General features: G+C 75.4%; 19 protein-coding genes. 18 read left to right on the plus strand and 1 reads right to left on the minus strand.

All coding sequences use genetic code 11. The features are described from left to right. The first annotated feature begins 59 nt into the window (after positions 1-59). From hrcA to B8281_RS10795, 18 genes are all read left to right on the plus strand, one after another. A complete protein-coding gene (gene hrcA, locus B8281_RS10710) occupies positions 60-1,076 on the plus strand; it encodes a heat-inducible transcriptional repressor HrcA (RefSeq protein ID WP_021482687.1) in 1,017 nt (338 codons plus the stop codon). 106 nt (positions 1,077-1,182) lie between these two features. Continuing rightward, positions 1,183-2,307 carry a molecular chaperone DnaJ gene (dnaJ, locus tag B8281_RS10715; protein WP_043651775.1) on the plus strand — a complete coding sequence of 375 codons (1,125 nt, stop codon included), beginning with the start codon at positions 1,183-1,185 and terminating at the stop codon, positions 2,305-2,307. A 13-nt stretch (positions 2,308-2,320) separates the two neighbouring features. Next, entirely contained in the window at positions 2,321-3,133 is an 813-nt protein-coding gene (locus B8281_RS10720; RefSeq protein WP_085387703.1) for a 16S rRNA (uracil(1498)-N(3))-methyltransferase, read from the plus strand. Continuing rightward, complete coding sequence (locus tag B8281_RS10725; protein WP_021482946.1) at positions 3,130-3,492, plus strand: HIT domain-containing protein; 363 nt, start codon at positions 3,130-3,132, stop codon at positions 3,490-3,492. Before B8281_RS10720 ends, B8281_RS10725 begins: the two co-directional genes overlap by 4 nt. 121 nt (positions 3,493-3,613) lie before the next feature. Then, positions 3,614-4,702, plus strand: coding sequence for a PhoH family protein (locus B8281_RS10730; RefSeq protein WP_021482947.1), 1,089 nt, complete (start codon positions 3,614-3,616; stop codon positions 4,700-4,702). Then, complete coding sequence (ybeY, locus tag B8281_RS10735; RefSeq protein ID WP_021482948.1) at positions 4,699-5,151, plus strand: rRNA maturation RNase YbeY; 453 nt, start codon at positions 4,699-4,701, stop codon at positions 5,149-5,151. Before B8281_RS10730 ends, ybeY begins: the two co-directional genes overlap by 4 nt. Beyond that, positions 5,148-6,482 carry a hemolysin family protein gene (locus B8281_RS10740; RefSeq protein WP_061266746.1) on the plus strand — a complete coding sequence of 445 codons (1,335 nt, stop codon included), beginning with the start codon at positions 5,148-5,150 and terminating at the stop codon, positions 6,480-6,482. Before ybeY ends, B8281_RS10740 begins: the two co-directional genes overlap by 4 nt. Next, positions 6,479-7,429, plus strand: coding sequence for a GTPase Era (gene era, locus B8281_RS10745; protein WP_043651768.1), 951 nt, complete (start codon positions 6,479-6,481; stop codon positions 7,427-7,429). Before B8281_RS10740 ends, era begins: the two co-directional genes overlap by 4 nt. Before the next feature lie 77 nt (positions 7,430-7,506). Continuing rightward, on the plus strand, positions 7,507-9,105 hold the full coding sequence (locus B8281_RS10750; RefSeq protein WP_085387704.1) for a prolyl oligopeptidase family serine peptidase: 1,599 nt from the start codon (positions 7,507-7,509) through the stop codon (positions 9,103-9,105). An 82-nt stretch (positions 9,106-9,187) separates the two neighbouring features. Continuing rightward, the gene (locus tag B8281_RS10755; protein WP_085387705.1) at positions 9,188-10,840 is read left to right on the plus strand and encodes a PQQ-binding-like beta-propeller repeat protein; all 1,653 of its coding nucleotides are present in this window, start codon (positions 9,188-9,190) and stop codon (positions 10,838-10,840) included. 171 nt (positions 10,841-11,011) lie between these two features. Continuing rightward, positions 11,012-13,231 carry a hypothetical protein gene (locus B8281_RS19540; protein ID WP_085387706.1) on the plus strand — a complete coding sequence of 740 codons (2,220 nt, stop codon included), beginning with the start codon at positions 11,012-11,014 and terminating at the stop codon, positions 13,229-13,231. A 231-nt stretch (positions 13,232-13,462) separates the two neighbouring features. Beyond that, positions 13,463-15,244: a 2-isopropylmalate synthase gene (leuA, locus tag B8281_RS10765; protein WP_043651760.1), complete on the plus strand. Its 1,782-nt coding sequence runs from the start codon at positions 13,463-13,465 to the stop codon at positions 15,242-15,244. Between the two features lie 120 nt (positions 15,245-15,364). Beyond that, positions 15,365-16,486, plus strand: a complete 1,122-nt coding sequence (locus B8281_RS10770) for an ABC transporter permease (protein ID WP_085387707.1) — start codon at positions 15,365-15,367, stop codon at positions 16,484-16,486. After that, complete coding sequence (locus tag B8281_RS10775; RefSeq protein WP_085387708.1) at positions 16,483-17,193, plus strand: ABC transporter ATP-binding protein; 711 nt, start codon at positions 16,483-16,485, stop codon at positions 17,191-17,193. The genes B8281_RS10770 and B8281_RS10775 overlap by 4 nt, the downstream gene beginning before the upstream one ends. Before the next feature lie 120 nt (positions 17,194-17,313). Next, the gene (locus B8281_RS10780) at positions 17,314-17,886 is read left to right on the plus strand and encodes a TetR/AcrR family transcriptional regulator (RefSeq protein ID WP_085387709.1); all 573 of its coding nucleotides are present in this window, start codon (positions 17,314-17,316) and stop codon (positions 17,884-17,886) included. A gap of 54 nt (positions 17,887-17,940) precedes the next feature. Next, positions 17,941-18,759, plus strand: coding sequence for a DNA repair protein RecO (gene recO / locus B8281_RS10785; protein WP_061266734.1), 819 nt, complete (start codon positions 17,941-17,943; stop codon positions 18,757-18,759). After that, positions 18,759-19,562 carry an isoprenyl transferase gene (locus tag B8281_RS10790; protein WP_085387710.1) on the plus strand — a complete coding sequence of 268 codons (804 nt, stop codon included), beginning with the start codon at positions 18,759-18,761 and terminating at the stop codon, positions 19,560-19,562. The genes recO and B8281_RS10790 overlap by 1 nt, the downstream gene beginning before the upstream one ends. 69 nt (positions 19,563-19,631) lie before the next feature. Then, positions 19,632-20,006, plus strand: coding sequence for a VOC family protein (locus B8281_RS10795; RefSeq protein ID WP_085387711.1), 375 nt, complete (start codon positions 19,632-19,634; stop codon positions 20,004-20,006). A gap of 28 nt (positions 20,007-20,034) precedes the next feature. Here the strand turns inward: B8281_RS10795 and B8281_RS10800 are convergent, their stop codons facing one another. Beyond that, positions 20,035-20,712: an alpha/beta fold hydrolase gene (locus B8281_RS10800; protein ID WP_085387712.1), complete on the minus strand. Its 678-nt coding sequence runs from the start codon at positions 20,710-20,712 to the stop codon at positions 20,035-20,037. Positions 20,713-20,720: the final 8 nt, after the last annotated feature.

Below are 20,720 nucleotides of genomic sequence, written 5' to 3' on the forward strand. Positions count from 1 at the left end.
GAGTGCCGACTCCCGCACGCCCGCCCGGGCGGCGACGGTGCGGCACGCGGGAGGTGGACGTGAGCGAGGAGCGCCGGCTCGAGGTGCTGCGGGCCATCGTCGAGGACTACGTCCTCACGCGCGAGCCCGTGGGTTCGCGCGTGCTCACCGAGCGCCACAGCCTCGGCGTCTCGCCCGCCACGATCCGCAACGACATGGCGGCTCTCGAGGACGCGGGGTACATCGCCCAGCCGCACACGTCCGCGGGCCGGATCCCGACGGACAAGGGATACCGGCTCTTCGTGGACCGCCTCTCGGGCGTCAAGCCGCTGTCCGCGCCGGAGAAGCGCGCCATCGAGACCTTCCTGTCCGAGGGCGTGGACCTCGACGACGTCATCGCGCGCGCCGGGCGCCTGCTCGCCCAGCTCACCGGCCAGGTCGCCGTCGTGCAGTACCCGTCGCTGAGCCGGTCGGGCCTGCGCCACCTCGAGCTCGTGCCCGTCGGCGAGTCGCGGCTCCTCGTCGTCATCATCACGGACACGGGTCGCGTCGAGCAGCGCACGCTCGAGGTCGCGAGCCTGCCGGACGAGGGCACGCTCGTCGAGGTGCGCGCGCGGCTCAACGCCGCGGCCGCGGGCAAGCGCCTCACGGACCTCGCGCCCGGCCTCGCCGCCGTGACCGAGAGCTTCCACCCCGACGACGCCCCGCTCGTCCGCGCGGTGGGCGACCTCGTCGCCCAGACGCTCGCGGAGGAGAGCGAGGAGCGCCTCGTCCTCGCGGGCACGGCGAACCTCGCGCGCGCGGGCATGCGGTTCGAGCACGCGCTGCGCCCCGTCCTCGAGGCGCTCGAGGAGCAGGTCGTCCTGCTCGGGCTGCTCACCGAGATGGCCGCCGAGTCGGGCGTGAGCGTCCGGATCGGTCGCGAGACCCAGCTCGAGGGCCTCGCGGAGACCTCCGTCGTGACGACCGGTTACGGTAACGACGGTGACACGGTCGCGCTCGTCGGCTCGATCGGGCCGACCCGCATGGACTACCCCGGCACCATCGCGGCGGTGCGCGCGGTCGCGCGCTACCTGTCACGGGTGCTCGGCACGTGAGCCCCGCGGTCTCCCCGCCCGCGGCGGGCCCGCTCGACGACCACCCCCGACCCCTCCCGACCGGCCCCGCGCCGGCCTCACGACCCGCACCAGCAGAGAGTGACGTGTGAGCGACTACTACGAGATCCTCGGCGTGGCCCGTGACGCCAGCCAGGACCAGATCAAGAAGGCGTACCGCAAGCTCGCGCGCGAGCTGCACCCGGACGTCGCGGGCGAGGAGGCGGGCGACCGCTTCAAGGACGTCGCGCGCGCCTACGAGGTGCTGTCCAACCCGGAGAAGCGCCAGCAGTACGACCTCGGCGTCGACCCCAGCGCCCCCGGCGGCGGGGGCGGCGGCCCCATGGGCGGCGGCTTCGGCTTCCAGGACATCTTCGAGACGTTCTTCGGCGGCGCCCAGGCGCAGCAGGGCCCGATCCCGCGCGCCCGCCGCGGCCAGGACGCGCTCGTGCGGCTCGACATCGACCTCTCCGAGGCGACGTTCGGCGCGCAGCGCGAGCTCCAGGTCGACACGGCGGTCGTGTGCGGCACGTGCGGCGGCACCTGCTGCCGTCCGGGCACCTCGCCCCGCACGTGCGAGGTGTGCCACGGCCGCGGCACGGTCCAGCGCGTCGCGCGCTCGTTCCTCGGCCAGGTCATGACGAGCGCGCCGTGCGCCGCGTGCCAGGGCTTCGGCACGGTCATCCCCGAGCCGTGCGCGGAGTGCTCGGGCGAGGGCCGCGTGCGCAGCCGCCGCAGCATCACGGTCAACGTCCCGGCGGGCGTCGACACGGGCACGCGCATCAAGCTCACCGCGCAGGGCGAGGTCGGCCCGGCCGGCGGCCCCGCGGGCGACCTGTACGTCGAGATCCGCGAGCGCAACCACGACACGTTCGTGCGCCGCGGCGACGACCTGCACTGCACCCTCCAGGTGCCCATGACGGCGGCCGCCCTCGGCACCGTGCTCGAGCTGGAGACGCTCGACGGGCTCCAGGAGATCGACCTGCGCCCCGGCACGCAGCCGAACCAGATCGTCACGCTGAAGAACCTCGGCGTCGGGCACCTGCACGGCAGCGGGCGCGGCGACCTCAACGTGCACATCGAGGTCCAGGTGCCGACGGCCCTCGACCCCGAGCAGGAGCAGCTCCTGCGCTCGCTCGCCGCGCTGCGCGGCGAGGAGCGGCCCGAGCCCCGGCTCGCCGCCGCGCACCCGGGCGTGTTCTCGCGCCTGCGCGACAAGCTCTCCGGCCGCTGAGCGGGGCGCGCGCATGAGTGCTCCGGTGTTCCTCGCCGAGACGGGGATCGACGGCGTCGCGCCCGGCGACCGGTACGTGCTCGACGGCGCGGAGGGCCGGCACGCGGGCGTCGTGCAGCGGCGCGGCGCGGGGGAGCGCGTCGACGTCGTCGACGGCGACGGGCTCCGGCTGCGCTGCGTCGTCGAGCACGCCGAGTCGGGCCGCGTGACGCTCCTCGTGCAGGAGGTGGACCGCGAGCCGGCGCCGGACGTCGTCGTGACGCTCGTCCAGGCGCTCGCCAAGGGCGACCGCGACGAGATGGCGATCGAGGCGGCGACGGAGATCGGCGTCGACGCGGTCGTGCCGTGGCAGGCGGAGCGGTCCGTCGTCGTGTGGCGCGGCGAGCGCGCGGCGAAGTCCCGCGCGCGGTGGCTCGCGACCGTCCGCACGGCGACCAAGCAGGCCCGGCGCGCGCGCCTGCCCCGCGTCGAGGTCGCGCTCGACTCGCGCGGCCTCGCGGCGCGGGTCGTCGACGTCGTCGCGGCGGGCGGTCGGGCGATCGTCCTGCACGAGGAGGCGACGACGCCGCTCGCCGACGTCGGGCTGCCCGCCGGTCCGGCCACGGACGGCGCGCCCGCGCCCGAGGTGCTCGTCGTCGTCGGCCCGGAGGGCGGGATCTCCGACCGCGAGCTCGCCGACCTCACGGCGGCCGGCGCGGTCGCGGCGCGGCTCGGGCCCCACGTGCTGCGCACGTCGACCGCCGGCCCGGTGGCCGTGGCGCTGCTCGCGGAGCGGCTCGGCCGCTGGGGCGTGGCCGGGACGCGTGGTCTAGCCTCGGGGGCATGACGAGCACCGACCTGCGCACCGACCCGGACTGCCTCTTCTGCCGCATCGTCGCGGGGGAGGTGCCGGCCGACGTCGTGGCGACCAGCGAGCGCTCGATCGCGTTCCGCGACATCGACCCGCAGGCGCCCGTGCACGTGCTCGTGGTCCCGCGTGACCACCACGGCGACATCGCCCAGCTCGCGGCGGCGGACCCGGAGCTGCTCGGCGACGTCGTCGCGCTGGCGGACGAGGTGGCGGGCGACCTGGCCGACGGCCAGTTCCGGCTCATCTTCAACTCGGGGCCGCGCGCCGGCCAGAGCGTGTTCCACGTGCACGGCCACGTCATCGCGGGCGCCGAGCTCGGCTGGTCGCCCGCCTGAGCCCTGCGCGAAAGCGCGTGTGACGCCCGGCCGCGCTCGGTACGATGGAAGCGATCTGCGGGGCGGTGGCCGTCCCGGACCCACTGCCCGACCGAAGGAGCGCAGCGGCGCAAGCCGGCTCATGACCTCTCTGTCCCGAGAACCCGACCCCTCGTCGCACCGGGTCGAGCACCGCATCGTCATCCCGAACCACGTGCCGATGGTGGCGCTCCTCGGTAGCCGCGACTCCGTGCTCCGGGCCGTCGAGGAGGGGTTCCCCGCCGTCGACGTGCACGTGCGGGGCAACGAGATCGCGGTCGCCGGCCCTCCGGGGGAGGTCGCGCTCGCCGCGCGCCTGCTCGACGAGCTCGTCGAGGTCGTCGAGGCCGGCACCCAGCTCACGGCCGACGTCGTGACGCGGTCCATCGCGATGCTCACCGCCGCGACGGCGTCGCGCCCGGCCGAGGTGCTGACGCTCAACATCCTGTCGAGCCGCGGCCGCACGATCCGGCCCAAGACCGTGGGCCAGAAGCGCTACGTCGAGGCGATCGACGCGAACACCATCACGTTCGGGATCGGTCCCGCCGGCACCGGCAAGACGTACCTCGCGATGGCGAAGGCCGTGCAGGCGCTGCAGTCGAAGCAGGTCAACCGCATCATCCTCACGCGCCCGGCCGTCGAGGCGGGGGAGCGGCTCGGGTTCCTGCCCGGCTCGCTGACGGAGAAGATCGACCCGTACCTGCGCCCGCTGTACGACGCGCTGCACGACATGATCGACCCGGACTCGATCCCCAAGCTCATCGAGGCCGGCACGATCGAGGTCGCGCCGCTCGCGTTCATGCGCGGGCGCAGCCTCAACGACTCGTTCATCATCCTCGACGAGGCGCAGAACACGACCACCGAGCAGATGAAGATGTTCCTCACGCGCCTCGGCTTCGGGTCGCGCATGGTCATCACGGGCGACGCGACGCAGGTCGACCTGCCGGGCGGCACCCAGTCCGGCCTGCGCGTCATCGAGGACGTCCTCACCGGCGTGGACGACGTCGAGTTCTGCCGGCTCACGTCGTCCGACGTGGTGCGGCACCGGCTGGTGAGCGACATCATCGACGCGTACGCGCGGTGGGACCTGGCGAGCGGCGGGGGCTCGGGGAGCTCCGGGTCGCGCCGCCGCGACGACGACCGCCGCGGACGCCCCGCGGCACGAGAACGACGGACGAGGGACGACGCGTGAGCATCGAGGTCAACAACGAGACCGAGGCCGAGGTCGACGAGGCCGAGTTCGCGGCGCTGGCACGGTACGTGCTCGACGCGATGCGCGTGCACCCGCAGAGCGAGCTGTCGATCCTCTTCGTCGACACGGACGTGATGAGCGAGCTGCACGTGCGCTGGATGGACGAGCCCGGCCCGACGGACGTGCTGTCGTTCCCCATGGACGAGCTGCGGCCCGGGCGCGACGGCGAGGTCGCCGGCCCCGGCCAGCTCGGCGACGTCGTGCTGTGCCCGGAGGTCGCCGCCCAGCAGGCGGTGACGGCGGGCCACTCGACGGCGGAGGAGATGCTGCTGCTCACGACGCACGGCATCCTGCACCTGCTCGGCTACGACCACGCCGAGCCGGAGGAGGAGAAGGAGATGTTCGCGCTGCAGCGCAAGCTGCTCCTGACCTTCCTCGCGGGCCGGTGAGCGGCGAACCCGTCGCGCTCCTGGCGGCCCTGACCGTCCTGACGGTCGTGCTCGCGGCCGCGCTGAGCGCGGGCGAGGCGGCGGTGCTGCGCGTGACGCGGGCGGCCGTCACGGAGGCCGCCCTGGGCGACGACCCGGCCGTGCCCGCCCGCCCGGAGGGGCGCCGGGCGCTGGCGCTGCTCGCGGACCCGGCGGCGACCGTGCGCTCCGTCGGCTTCGTGCGCGTCGTCGCCGAGGTCGCGGCGGTCACGTGCCTCACGCTGCTCGTCGCGGCGTGGCTGGAACCGTGGTGGCAGGTCCTGCTCGTCGCGCTCGCGGTGAGTGTCGTCGTCGGGCTCCTCGTCGTGCGCGTGAGCCCGCGGTCCCTCGGCCGCCGCCACGCGGTGCGCGTCCTGCTGAGCCTGTCGCGCCTGCTCACGGTTGTCGTCGGGGCCACACGCTGGCTCACGCGGCTCGCCCCGGCGCCCGACGAGGGAGCCCACCAGCGCGAGCTCCAGGACATGGTGGACCGCGTCAACGAGTCCGAGGTCATCGAGGAGGAGGAGCGCGAGCTCATCCGCTCCGTCTTCGAGCTCGGCAGCACCCTCACGCGCGAGGTCATGGTGCCCCGCACCGACATGGTGACGACGGCGCGCGACACGCCCCTGCGCAAGACCCTCTCGCTCTTCCTGCGCTCCGGCTTCTCCCGCATCCCGGTCACGGGCACGTCCGCGGACGACCTCGTGGGCGTCGCCTACTTCAAGGACGTCGTGCGCGTCCTGCAGGGCGGTCCCGGGACCGACGCGCGGCCCGTGGGCGAGGTCGCGCGCCCCGCGATCTTCGTACCCGAGTCCAAGCCCGTGGACGACCTGCTGCGCGAGATGCAGGCGTCGTCCTCGCACATCGCCATGGTCGTCGACGAGTACGGCGGCGTCGCGGGACTGGTGACGATCGAGGACGCGCTCGAGGAGATCGTGGGCGAGCTCACGGACGAGCACGACCGGCCGGAGCCCGAGGTCGAGGACCTGGGCGACGGCGTCCTGCGCGTGCCCGCCCGCCTCGGCGTCGACGAGCTCGGCGAGCTCTTCGGCCTCGGCCTGGACGACGACGACGTGGACACCGTGGGCGGCCTGCTCGCCAAGGCGCTCGGCAAGGTCCCGCTGCCCGGCTCCGTGGCCGAGGTCCACGGGCTGCGCCTCGAGGCCGACCGCGTCCAGGGCCGCCGCAAGCAGCTCGCGACCGTCCTCGTCTCGACGGCGACCTCGCCCGACGCTCCGGTCCCCGCGCCGGACGAGCCCGACCCCGCGGCCGACACCCGTCAGCCCCTCCCCACCGTGAAGGACACCCCGTGAGCACGACCACCCCCGAGCACCGCTCCGGCTTCGCCTGCCTCGTCGGGCGGCCCAACGCGGGCAAGTCGACCCTGACGAACGCGCTGGTCGGCCAGAAGGTGGCGATCACCTCCGGGCGCCCCCAGACGACGCGCCACACGATCCGCGGGATCGTGCACCGCCCCGACGCGCAGCTCGTCCTCGTCGACACCCCGGGGCTGCACCGCCCCCGCACGCTGCTCGGCGAGCGCCTCAACGACCTCGTGCGCGAGACCCTCACCGAGGTCGACGTTATCGCGTTCTGCCTGCCCGCCGACCAGAAGATCGGCCCGGGAGACCGCTTCATCGCGAACGAGCTCGCGGAGCTCATGCGCGGGCGCCGCGGCACGCCCGTGGTCGCGGTCGTCACGAAGGCCGACCTCGTGGACCGCGGCACCCTCGCCGCGCACCTGCTGGCGGTCGACCGGCTGGGGGAGACGGCGGGCGGCTGGGCCGACATCGTGCCCGTCTCGGCCCAGGACGGCTACCAGGTCGACGTGCTCACCGACGTCCTCGTCTCCCACCTGCCCGAGGGCCCCGAGCTGTACCCGGGCGGCGAGCTCACGGACGAGCCGGAGGCCGTCATGGTCGCCGAGCTCGTGCGCGAGGCGGCGCTCGAGGGCGTGCGCGACGAGCTCCCGCACTCGCTCGCGGTCCAGGTCGAGGAGATCGTGCCCCGCGAGGGCAGCGGCGACGAGGCCACGGGCCGGCCGCCGCTGCTCGACGTGCGCGTCAACCTCTTCGTCGAGCGCGACTCGCAGAAGGCGATCGTCATCGGCCGCGGCGGCTCGCGCCTGCGCGAGGTCGGGACGCGCGCGCGGCACGGCATCGAGGCGCTGCTCGGCGCGCGCGTCTACCTCGACCTCCACGTGAAGGTCGCCAAGGACTGGCAGCGCGACCCCAAGCAGCTCCACCGGCTCGGGTTCTGACCCGGGGGGACGTCCCCCGTGCCGCCGTCGGGAGGGCACCAGGGACCGGCCGGCGGCCCGCGGCGTACGATTCCTCGGTGATCTTCCGGACCGCCGCGACGACGGCAGCCCTCGCGATCGTCCTCGCGATCGTCGGTGCGGTCACCGGGCCGCAGTGGGACCCGGTGCCCGTGACCGAGCACCTCGTCCCCGAGACGCCCGACACGACCGTCGGCGGGCAGCCGCCCGGCGGGGCCGCCCCGGTCGGCACCTACGACGTGCGCGAGACCGACGTGACCGTCCGGCTCGACGGCGCGACCGTCGGAGGCGTGCTGCGCGAGCCCGTCGACGCGGGCGACGACCTCCCGGGCACGGTGTTCGTGCACGGTGCGGGGACCGGCCTGGCGTCCGAGGCGTTCGTGGACGTCGCGACCGACCTCGCGAGCGCGGGCGTCGTGACCCTCGTCCCGGACAAGCGCCTCGACACCTACACCACGCGCCACCGTGACTACGAGGCGATGGCGCGCGACTACGCGCACTCCGTGGACCTCCTGCGGGCGCGTCCCGGCGTCGACCCGGAGCGCGTGGGGCTGTACGGGGAGTCCGAGGGCACGTGGATCGTGCCCGTGATGGCGGCGGACGACCCGGCCATCGCATTCACCGTCCTCGTGTCCGCGCCCGTCGTGCCGCCGCGCCAGCAGGCCGCGTTCGCGGTCGACAGCTACCTGCGCAACACCGATGTGCCCCACGGGGTGTTCCGGGCCATCCCGCGCGCCGTCGGGATGGCGATCCCCGGCGGCGGCTTCGAGTACGCCGACTTCGACGTGGAGCCGTTCCTCGAGCGGCTCACCCAGCCGGTGCTGGTCGTGTACGGCACCGCGGACCCGTCGATGCCCGTCGAGCAGGGCGCGCGGCAGATCCTCGACGCCACGGGGCCGTCGTCGCAGGTGCCGGGCGGGGCCGACGTCACCGTGCGGTACTACGCGGACGCGAACCACGGGATCAAGATCGACGACGTGCTCGTGCCCGACTTCCCGCGCGACGTGAGCGCGTGGGTGACGTCCCTGCCCGCGAGCGCGACCGCGCTGCCGCAGGTCGCGGGCGCCGAGCCCACTCAGCAGTACCTCGCCGGGCCGGTCCCGTCGCCGCGCTGGCTGGGCAACGGCGACCTGTTCGTCGCCCTCGTCCTCGCCGCCGTCGGGCTGCTCGTGCTCGGCCCGCTCGTCGGCCTCGTCGGGGGCCTCGTGCGTCGGCTGCGACGGGTCGCGGGCCGGCCCGGAGCGCCCGCCGGTCTCGCGCCCGGCTTCCGCGTGCCGCTGGTGGGGCTCGGGGTCGGCGCGTTCGCGACGACGGTCGCGCTCGTCGTCTACCTCGTGGCCACCGCGCGGCTCGCGCTCGACTACGAGAAGGACGCGTGGGTCGTGCAGGGCGGCTGGATCGGGGTGCGGCTCGTCGGGCTCGCGACGCTCGTCGCGGGCGCCCTGCTGGTCAACCGGGCCGCCGAGGTCCGCTCCGCGCGCCGTGCGCACGACGAGCGCCGGGGCACCGACGAGGCGGTCGCCGCGGACGAGGGCGGGAGCGTGCTGCAGGTCGCGCGGGGCGTGACCCCCCGCGTCATGCTGTGGTGCGTGATCGCGGGGTCGACGGTCCTGCTCGTCATCCTCGCGTACTGGGGCGTCTACCAGCTCGGCATCTGACCCTGCTCGTGCGCCGTCGTCCGGGCGTGGCGGTCCCGCCGCTCGCCCGGCGCGGCCCGACGGGCGTGCGTATCGTGGACGGGTGAGGCGCCGTCGGCTCGCGCAGGACCGGGCGGCTCGTGCCGGGCACGTCACCCACGAGCCGACGACGGACGGTGCCGGGACGGCGGCCGGCGGCCTCGAGCTCCTGCCGCCCGAGCTGCGGTCCGACGACCGGTTCGACGCCGCCCTCGACGCCGCGCTCGCGGGTCCTGCCGAGGCGCCCGTCCGCCGTCCGCCCGACGGGCCGCGACCCCGGGACGGGGACGGTCCGCCCGCCACGCGGAGCGGGCACCACGACCGGGCGGCCCGCGACGTGCTGCCCCTGTCGCGCCCGCAGGACGAGCGCCCGCCCACGGCCCCCGACATGCCCGGCCCCGCGCGGTCCGGCGCGCCCCGGCCGTCCCGGTCCGCCGGGGGCGGCGAGTCCCCGCAGGTGCGTGCGCCCGGGCGCCGCTGGTTCCTGCACCCCGTCCCGTGGGTGGCGCTCGCGGTCGCCGTCGCGTTCGCCGGCTCCGTCGCCTTCACCGCGTCGATGGAGGACGCGCGGCCCGTCGACGTCACCGCGCTCGCCGGCGGGCTGCGGCCGCTCGAGGACCCGCCCGAGCCGCGCTGGTCGGTCCCCGTCGAGCCCGGCACCGAGGTCGTCCCCGCGGTCGGCGCCGTCGTGACCGTCGACGGGTCGCTCACGGCGTACGCCGTCGCGGACGGCTCGGTCCTCTGGCGGTCCGAGCGTCTCGGCGACCGCGCCACGTGCCTGCCGGCCTCGGGCGAGCCCGCGCGCGAGGTGGTGGTGTGCGCGGTGCCGACGGGGTGGCGCGAGCAGGCGGCCCGGCTCACCACCGTGCGCGCGACGACCGGCGAGGTCGTGGGGGAGCGCACGGCCGCGACGGCGGGGCGGCTGTCCGTCGTGCCGGTCGGCGCGACGGACGTCGTGCGGGCGTGGTGGCGCGGCGACGAGGTCGCGGTGGTGCGCGAGGACGCTGCGACCGGCGAGGTGCGGTGGGAGCGCACGCTCGCGCACGACGGCCTCGGGAGCGGTGGCGACGTCGTGCTCGACGTGCGCCGCGGCGTCGTCGACGTCCTCGCGCCGGGCGTCGCGGCGGCGCTCACGGAGGACGGCCTGTCGCTCGTCGAGGACGACGTGTGGACCATCGTCCGGCTCCAGGACGGGCGCTACGTCGGCAACGAGTACGGCCGCGGCACCGCCACGGTGTTCACCGCCGCGGGCGAGCCCGCGTTCCGGATCTCCGGCCGCGTGCTCGAGGCGCCCCTGTCGGACGGGTCCGCGCCGGGCGTCATCGTCACGAACACCTTCGGCAGCATCGTGGGCGTGGACGCCGCGACCGGCTCTGAGCTGTGGTCGTTGCCGGGCACGGGCATGCGCGCCGTCGCGCGGGTCGACGGCCGCGTCGTCGTCCAGACGGACTCCGCCTATCGCAGCGTCGACGCCCGCACGGGCGAGGAGGCGTGGGCCGTCACGCTCGAGGACGGCGGCCCCGGGCCGGTGCTCACCGACGGCCGGTCGCTGTTCGTCACCGAGCGGCAGCGCCGCCAGCCGGGGCTCGTGTCGATCGCGCTCGACGACGGGGCGGTCGAGTGGCACTGGACGCTGCCGGAGGGCACCTACGACGTGCTCGCGGTCGAGGGCCGGCTCTTCCTCCTCGGGACCGGCGGGCTGACGGCGGTCTCGTGAGGTGCCGGGGCGCGCGCGACGCCCTCCGGTGTCGCCGCCGGCACCGTCCGGATGGTGGCCCCGGGCCGCGTGGGCGCTTGAGCCGCACGTGATGAACCGGTAGAAACGGTCGGGGCCCCTCGGCCCGGCGTGCGTGCGACCGGCACCGCGCGACAGCGTAGGGAGTGCACGATGACCAACCAGACAGAGCCGGCCGAGGACCCGCAGCCCGGTGCTGCGGGCACCGGGCCGACCCCGGCGCCCCAGGGCGTCACGGCGGGTGACGGGGACTCCACGGCCGAGCGCGCACCGGACGGTGCGACGGGCTCGGCAGGGTCGGACCCGGACGCGGCGGGAGCCGCGGACACGGGCACGGAGAAGGACACGGGCTCCGCCCGCGAGGCCGGCGGGACCGCGACGACGACCGCCACCGCGTCGCCCTTCGCCGGGATCCCGGTGAGCGACTACGTGCGCGACGGCGTCGCCGCGCTGCTGCTCCTCGTCTCCCTCGCGCTGCCGTGGGACGTGTCGAGCCGCGCGTCGGACAAGATCGAGGTCGTCCTGCTGACGATCCTCTCGCTGCTGACGCTCGCGCTGCCGTACCTCGCGCGCACGGGCGTGCTCCCGACGACCTGGACCGTGCACACCACGCGCAAGGTCCGTCTGCTGGCCAACGCGCCGTACGTGCTGCTCGTGCTCGTCTACCTCGTGGTCGACGTCGTGGGCGGCGGCGACCTCGCCGACGGGTGGGGCGGGGTCGGCTCCGCCGCCGCGCTCGGCCTCGCGGGCGCGCTCCTCGCGGCGCAGCCGCGCGAGAGCGAGCTCGGGCCGCAGGACCAGGACCGCGCGGTCACCGACCGGTGGCTCCAGGCGCTCCTCGCGCTCGCGGCGCTCCTCGCCCTCACCGTCCTGCTCACGGTGATCCTCACCGCCACCGGCACGCGCCTCGGCGGCGCCCTGTTCGTGCTGCTGGTGATCGTGGCCGCGGTGTTCGTCCTCGCGCTCGCCGGGCTGCCGACGTACGGCACGTGGCGCCGGTCCGAGGCCGCGCGCCTCACGCTCGTCGGGCTGGGCGTCATGCTCGCCGTCGGGTTCGTCCTCGGCTCGGGCAACAACGGGCTCGTGACGATCGAGAGCACGCACGGCGGCCGGTTCGGGCTCGTGCTCGTCCCGGCGCTCGCGGCCGTCGCCGCGGCGCCCGCGGTGCACCGCGCGATGGCCGCCGCGGACCCGGTGACCACCTGGGTGCGCGTGGCCGTCAACGCCCTCGACCTCGTGCTCGTCGTCGCGGGCTACGTCGCCGTGAGCGCCGTGCTCACCCTGGCCGACGGCGCACGCGGCGTCCCGGTCGTCCTCGCGGTGGTCGTCGGCGTCCTCGCGGCCGCCGTCGCGTTCGTCGCGCGCCGCTCGCTCGCTCGCGACGCCGCGACCGGGCGCCCGCTCGCGCTCGGCGGCGCCGGCGTCGTGGCGCTGCTCGGCATCGTGCTGCTCGTCGTGACCTCGAACCGCGTCGTGCTCGGCGGCGGCGTGGAGCACGTGCTGCTCGCCTTCGGCCTCCCGCTGCTCGTCGTCGGGGCGCTCACCGTGCCGCGCGAGGTGCGCGCCTACTTCGCCGAGCACCGCCCCGTGCCCGCGGCCACCGGGGCGGAGGCGGCACGCGCGTACGTGTGGCAGCCGCCCGCGCCGAAGCAGCCCAAGCCGGCCCGGCCCGCGCCCGCCCCGGCGGGCCCGCCGGCCGGCGCGCACCCGACGGCCGGGCACACGGGTGCCTACCCGGGCTCGGGTGCCTACCCGGCCACCGGACCGACGGGCACCTACCCGCCGGCCGGGCACACGGGGCCCGTCCCGACGCAGCAGGCGCCGGACCGGCGGTTCGCCGCCGGGTCCGACGCGACCGAGGTGCTCCCGGTCCAGCCGGCGGAGCCGGAGCGCAGCGGGTACGCCGCGCGTCCCGGCCTCACGCCCGACGAGGGCCCGTCGACGGCGGTCCTGCCCGCCTACCAGGAGGAGCAGCCGGGCACCGGCCCGCAGCCGACCGCCCAGCAGCCCGGCCAGGGGTACCCCCAGCAGGGCTACGGCCAGCAGCAGGGCTACGCGTCCTCCGGGCCGGGGCAGCAGGGCTACGCGCCGCAGGGGTACGACCAGCAGGGCTACGGCCAGCAGGGGTACGCCCAGCAGCCCGCGGCGCAGCAGCCGTCGTACGCCCCGCCGGCCCAGCCGGCGGGCTTCACCGCGGCCCAGGCGCTCGACCCGGGCACGCCGCTCGAGGTCCTGGCGCAGATCGTCCAGGACGCCCCGCACCTGCGGCCCCAGGTCGCGGCGAACCCGTCGACGTACCCCGCGCTGCTCGAGTGGCTCGGCAACCTCGGCGACCCCGCGGTCGACGCGGCGCTGCGCTCGCGGCGCGGCTGACGCACCCCGGCGCCCGGCCGGCCCTCCGCGCGAGGGCCGGCCGGGCGCACCCACGCCGTGCCCGAGGAGCGGACGTCCCGGGCGCGCGGACGGCGGAGGAGTACAGTGGCGTCGTGCACCTGATGCGGCATCTCCTCCTTCGTTGCCGCGGCGAGGCCCTGTAGCCGGTTCCTCGTCGCGGTGGTTGGTGTGCCGGCTGACACCGATCAGGACGACCCCGAAGGACCGACGATGAACGCCTCCGCCCCCACCTCGACGCCCACCGCCGCGGACCCGAACCCGCAGCAGCCGTCGGGCATGCCGATCCACAAGTACCTGCCGTTCCACCGGCAGATCGACGTCTCCCTGCCCGACCGCACGTGGCCGGACAAGCGCATCGAGACCGCGCCCCGCTGGTGCGCCGTCGACCTGCGCGACGGGAACCAGGCCCTCATCGAGCCCATGAACGCGGAGCGCAAGCTGCGCATGTTCGAGCTGCTCGTCGCGATGGGCTACAAGGAGATCGAGGTCGGCTTCCCCTCGGCCTCGCAGACCGACTTCGACTTCGTGCGGATGCTCATCGAGGAGGACCGCATCCCGGACGACGTCGTCATCCAGGTCCTCACGCAGTCCCGCGAGCACCTCATCGCCCGCACGTACGAGGCGATCAAGGGCGCGAAGCAGGCGATCGTGCACCTCTACAACTCGACGTCCGTCCTGCAGCGCGAGGTCGTGTTCCGCTCGGACGAGGACGGCATCATCGCGATCGCCGTCGACGGCGCGCGGCTGTGCAAGAAGTTCGAGGAGACCGTCCCGGAGACGACGGTCTACTACGAGTACTCGCCCGAGTCGTACACCGGCACGGAGCTCGAGTTCGCAGCCCGCATCTGCAACGAGGTGCTGGAGGTCTTCGAGCCCCGCCCCGACCGCAAGGTCATCATCAACCTGCCCGCCACGGTCGAGATGGCCACGCCGAACGTCTACGCCGACTCGATCGAGTGGATGAACCGGCACCTGCACCACCGCGAGAACGTCGTGCTGTCGCTGCACCCGCACAACGACCGCGGCACGGCGGTCGCGGCCGCCGAGCTCGGCTACCAGGCGGGCGCGGACCGCATCGAGGGCTGCCTGTTCGGCAACGGCGAGCGCACCGGCAACGTCTGCCTCGTCACCCTGGGCATGAACCTGTTCAGCCAGGGCGTGGACCCGCAGATCGACTTCTCCGACATCGACCACGTGCGCCGCACGGTGGAGTACTGCAACCAGCTCGGCGTCCCCGAGCGGCACCCCTACGCCGGCGACCTGGTCTTCACGGCGTTCTCCGGCTCGCACCAGGACGCCATCAAGAAGGGCTTCGACGCGATGGCCGTCCGTGCGGAGGCGGAGGGCGCCACGGTGGACGACATCACGTGGGCGGTCCCGTACCTGCCGATCGACCCCAAGGACGTCGGCCGCTCGTACGAGGCCGTGATCCGCGTCAACTCGCAGTCCGGCAAGGGCGGCATCTCCTACCTGCTGAAGTCGGAGCGCCACCTCGACCTGCCGCGCCGTCTGCAGATCGAGTTCTCGCAGTCCGTGCAGCAGCACACCGACGCGCACGGCACGGAGGTCACGGGCGAGGACATCTGGCGCCTCTTCTCGGACGAGTACCTGCCCGTCGAGCCCGGCTCCGGCCTGGAGCCCTGGGGCCGGCTCAAGCTGCGCTCCACGCGCGCGTCGTCGAGCGAGGACGGGCCCGACACCCTGAGCGTCGACGTCCTCGACCGTGGCGAGGAGCTGACGCTCGAGGGCACGGGCAACGGCCCGGTCGCGGCGTTCGTCGACGCGATCGCGCAGGTGGGGGTCGACGTCCGCGTCCTGGACTACGCGGAGCACGCGCTCTCGGAGGGCGGGGACGCCACGGCCGCCGCGTACGTGGAGTGCCAGGTGGGCGACGACGTCCTGTGGGGCGTGGGGATCGACCCGTCGATCACGACCGCCTCGCTCAAGGCCATCGTGTCCGCCGTGAACCGCGCGGAGCGTGCCCAGGGCTGACCGCCCTCCCGCCGATCTCACCGACGGCCCGGACGACCTCGTCGTCCGGGCCGTCGGCGTTTTGTCGACACCATGTTGGTAAGATACCGACGCACTGTCGACAACATTGGAAGGCTCTTCATGTTCCTCGCGTTGCGCGAGCTCGTCTTCGCGCGCACCCGCTTCCTGCTCATGGGCGGTGTCGTCGCGCTGGTCGCGGTCCTCGTCGTCCTCCTCTCCGGGCTGTCCGCCGGCCTCGTCAACGACGGCGTCTCCGGCCTCGAGCGCACGCCCGTCACCGACTTCGCCTTCGCCGAGGGCACCGGGACGGACGCCGCGTTCACGCGCTCCGTCATCGAGACGGACCAGGTCGGCACCATGGCCGAGCAGCCCGGCGTGCTCGAGGCCGCCCCGTACGGCCTGCTGCTGGCGAACGCGCACCAGGAGGACGGCTCGCCCGTCGACCTCACCCTCGTGGGCGTCGAGCCCGGCTCGTTCGTGGCCCCGGCCGCGATCGCGGAGGGCGACGCCGTCGGGGCGGCGGACGGCATCGTCGTCTCGGCGACCGCCGCCGAGGACGGCCTCGCCGTCGGCGACACCGTGGCCCTCGCCCGCCCGGAGCGCACGCTCACCGTCGTGGGCGTCCTCGAGGACCAGCACACGTTCGGCCACGTCGACATCGCCTACCTCCCGCTCGGCACGTGGCAGGAGCTCCTCGCCGGGGCCGAGCAGCCGGGAGCCGACGTGCCGGACGTCGCGACCGCCGTCGCGCTGCGCACCGACCCCGGGTCGTTCGACCGCGAGGCCGCCGACGCGGCGTCGGGCACGGTGACGCGCACGCTCACCGAGTCCTTCGACGCCTCGCCCGGGTACACGGCCGAGACCGCGACCCTCCTGCTCATCCAGGTGTTCCTCTACGCCATCTCGGCGCTCGTCGTCGGGGCGTTCTTCACCGTGTGGGTCATCCAGCGCCGGCACGAGATCGCCGTCCTGCGCGCCATGGGGGCGCGACGCCGCTTCCTGCTCGCCGACTCCCTCGGCCAGGCCGCCGTGCTCCTGCTCGCCTCGATCGGCGTGGGCTTCGCCCTCGGCGTCGCGGCGGGCGCGGGCCTCGGCGCGTCGCCGATGCCGTTCGCGCTCCAGGCGCCCGACCTCGTGCTGGCCGGCGTCCTGCTCTTCGTCCTCGGCATGGCCGGAGCGGCCGTCGCCGTCGCGCGCATCACCTCCGTCGACCCCCTGACCGCCCTGGGAGGGCAGCGATGAGCACCACCACCCCCGCCACGCCCGTGCTCGAGATCGACCGGGTCACCGTCCGCCACGGCGACGGCGACACCACGGTCGTCGCGCTCGACGCGGTGAGCCTGAGCGTCGCCGCGGGCGAGCTCGTCGGTGTCGTCGGGCCCTCGGGCTCCGGCAAGTCGAGCCTGCTCGCCGTCGCCGGCGCGCTCACGGCGCCGGAGTCCGGGACCGTCCGCCTCGAAGGGGTCGACCTCGGCGCGACGAACGACCGCGAGCGGGCCCGGCTGCGGCGCGAGCGCATCGGCTTCGTCTTCCAGTCCGGCAACCTCCTCCCGGCGCTCACGAGCGTCGACCAGCTCCGGCTCGCGCTGCGGATCGCCGGGATCGACGAGCGCGACCCCCGCGCCCGCGACCCCCGCGAGCTGCTGGGCTCGGTGTCCATGAGCCACCGCGCCGACCGCCGTCCGGACCAGCTCTCGGGCGGCGAGCGGCAGCGCGTGGGGATCGCCCGCGCGCTCGTCGCGAGCCCCGCGCTGCTCCTCGTCGACGAGCCGACGGCGGCGCTCGACCGGGCGCGCAGCCACGAGGTCGTGAGCCTGCTGGCCCGCGAGGTCGAGGCCTACGGCGCTGCGGCGCTCATGGTCACGCACGACCACGACGTGCTCGAGCACTGCCACCGGGTCGTCGAGATGGTCGACGGGCGGCTCGGGCTGCCCGCGGTGGCCGGCTGACGCCGGCGGGCGGCCCCGGAGGGCCGCTCCACCGCCCCCGGTCGGGCATGATGGTCCGGCCGGGGGCCGTCGCGCTCCCGGGGGAGCGCTCCGCAGAGCGCTCCGGGAAGGAGGACCCTCGTGCCCAAGATCGCCGCCCCGACGGTGGCCGAGCACCGCGCGGCACAGCTCCGGACCCTGCTCGACGCCGCCCGCGACCTCATCCGCGAGGACGGCAGCGGGCTCACGCTCGCGGCGGTCGCGGCGCGGGCCGGGCTCGCCCGGTCGAGCGTCTACCAGTACTTCCGGTCGCGGGAGGAGCTGCTCGACGCGGTCGTCGCCGACGTCGTGCCGCGGTGGTCCGCGCGCATCACCGCCGCGGTGGCCACCGCGGCGTCGCCGGAGGACGCGATCGTCGCCTACGCGCGCGAGAACCTGCTCCTCGTGGCCGAGGGCGAGCACGCCGTCGTCGCCGCGCTGCGCGCCGAGGCGGGCCGCGAGGTGCTCGCCCAGCAGAGCGCCGCGATGCACGCGACGATCCTCGTGCCGCTCGTCGAGGCCCTGGAGCAGCTCGGCGTCCCGGACGCCGCGCGCTCCGCGGAGCTCGTCAACGCCGTGGTCCTCGCCGCGGCCCGCCAGGTCGAGGCCGGCGAGGACGCGCGCACGACGCTGGCCCGGGTCCGCGCGGTCCTCGGCTGCCTCGCGCCCGCGTGACCGCCGTCGGCGGGTGGTGCGCGCCGTGTCGGCGGCGTGACGGACAATAGGGGCGTGGTGCTGTACCGAGACGACGCGATCGTGCTGCGCGCCCAGAAGCTGGGCGAGGCGGACCGCATCGTCACCCTCCTGACGCGCGAGCACGGGAAGGTGCGCGCCGTCGGCAAGGGCGTGCGCCGCACGTCGTCCCGGTTCGGCGCGCGGCTCGAGCCGTTCATGCTCGTGGACGTCCAGCTCTACGCGGGCCGGTCGCTGGACACGGTGACGCAGGCGGAGACGATCGGCCCGTACGCGCGCCGGATCTGCGAGGACTACGGCCTGTACACGGCGGGCGCCGCGATGCTCGAGACCGCGGAGCGCCTCGTCGCCGACGAGCGCGAGCCCGCCGTGCAGCAGTACTGGCTGCTCGCGGGCGCGCTGCGGGCGCTCTCGGAGCACGCGCACGCGCCGGGGCTCGTGCTCGACTCCTACCTCCTGCGCGCGCTCGCCGTCGCGGGCTGGGCGCCGTCGTTCGTCGACTGCGCGCGGTGCGGCGAGCCGGGCCCGCACCACGCGTTCGCCGTCGCGCAGGGCGGGGCCGTGTGCTCGCGCTGCCGCCCGCCGGGCTCGACGGCGCCCGCCCCCCAGACCTTCGCCCTGCTCGCCGCGCTGCTCGCGGGGGAGTGGGACGCGGCCGACGCGTCGGACGCCCGGCACCGCAAGGAAGCGAGCGGCCTCGTGGCCGCGTACAGCCAATACCACCTGGAGAGAACGTTGCGATCACTGCGCATGGTGGAGCGGGACGCCCCCGCCCCGCACGTCCCCGCCGTCCCGCACGCCGACGAGGCCGCCGCCTCCGCGGACCCGCGCGCCGGCGCCGGGGCGGACGCCTGATGGCGCGGCGCACGTACCAGCCGCCGTTCCCGCACCCCAGCGGTGCGCGGCCCCCGGCGATCCCGGCGCAGTTCGTGCCGAACCACGTGGCCGTCGTCATGGACGGCAACGGCCGCTGGGCCAACGCGCGCGGGCTGCCGCGCACCGCGGGCCACGAGGCCGGCGAGGCGGCGCTGCTCGACGTCGTCGCGGGCGCCATCGAGATCGGCGTCAAGCACGTGTCGGCGTACGCGTTCTCGACCGAGAACTGGAAGCGCTCGCCCGACGAGGTCCGCTTCCTCATGGGCTTCAACCGCGACGTGATCCGGCGTCGCCGCGACGAGATGGACTCGTGGGGCGTGCGCGTGCGGTGGGCGGGGCGTCGTCCGCGGCTCTGGGCGTCCGTGATCAAGGAGCTCGAGGTCGCGGAGGAGCAGACGAAGCAGAACGACGTCTGCACGCTGACGATGTGCGTCAACTACGGGGGTCGCGCCGAGATCGCCGACGCCGCGGCCGCCATCGCGCGCGAGGTCGCCGCCGGGCGGCTCGACCCGCGCAAGGTCACGGAGCGGACCGTCCAGCAGCACCTCGACGAGCCCGACCTGCCGGACGTCGACCTGTTCCTGCGCAGCTCGGGCGAGCAGCGCACGTCGAACTTCATGCTGTGGCAGGCCGCGTACGCGGAGCTCGTGTTCCTCCCGGAGCCCTGGCCCGACGTGGACCGCCGCTCGCTGTGGCGCGCCGTCGAGGAGTACGCGCGCCGCGACCGCCGCTACGGCGGCGCGGTCGACGCGGTGGGCGGGACGGCGGACGGCACGGCCTGACGTCGTGCGCGGGGCGGCGCGCGCCCTGTCGCCGGGACGCCGTGGGAGGCGGCCGGTAGCGTGCGCGGCATGACTCTGAGCATCGGCATGGTGACCGTCGACTCCACCGACCCGCGGCCGCTCGCCCAGTGGTGGGCGCGCCGCCTCGGCGGGCGGCTCGTCGACGAGGCGGACGGGTGGTTCCTCGAGGTCGTGCCTGCCGAGGGGGTGACGGCTCCGGTCCTCGGGTTCCAGCGCGTCGAGGACCCGACGCCCGGCAAGAACCGGCTGCACCTGGACCTCGGCACGTCCGACCGCGAGGCGGACGTCGCGGCGCTCGTGGCGGACGGCGCGACGCTCGTCAGCGAGCACACCATCCCCGGGTACCGCTGGGCGGTGCTGGCCGACCCGCAGGGCAACCAGTTCTGCGTGGGCGCGCCCGAGGAGCCGACGAGCGTCGGCTGAGGCGGGGTCGTCCCGTCAGGGCAGCCCGTCAGCGGGCCAGCGCGTCGAGCCGGGCGGCGAGCTCGGCCGGGCGGCTGAGCGCCACGAGGTGGCCGCCCGGCATCGTCTCGACCTCCGCGCCGAGCCGCTCGCGCGCGACGGCGCGCTGGAAGGGCGGCGGGAAGAGCCGGTCGTCGTCGCCCTGCAGCACGACCGTGGGCACGGCGGGCCACGCGCGGGCCGGCCACGGCTCGGCGAAGGACCGCTCGGACGGCTGCCGGTCGCTGCGCTGCACGACGGCCGCGACCGGCTCCGGCACGTCGTGGAAGAAGTCGTCCACGGGGTCGAACGGGCCCAGGCCCGTGGCGGCACGACGCGCGGCGTGGTCCGTCGCCCGCCACCAGTCGCCCCCGCTCTCGCCCGGTCGCGGGATCATCGGGTTGAGCAGCACGAGCAGGCGGACCGCCTCGCGCTCGCACACGAGCGGCCCGACGTACGCGCCCATGGACTGGGCGACGACGACGAGGTCGTCCGTCTCGGCGGGCGCCGTCGCCCGGTGCAGCGTCGTGACCGCGACGTCGGTGAGGTCCGCCCAGCCGTGGCCCTCGTCGTGCTGGGGGAGGTCGACGGCGACCGGCCGGTGGCCGAGCCGGTCGAGCTCCGGGACGAGCAGGTCCCAGTACGCGGGGTCGCCGCCGGCGCCGGGCAGCAGGAGGAACGTCGTCATGGGGGTTC

The organism is Cellulosimicrobium sp. TH-20, from assembly GCF_002105775.1.
GTDB lineage: Bacteria > Actinomycetota > Actinomycetes > Actinomycetales > Cellulomonadaceae > Cellulosimicrobium > Cellulosimicrobium funkei.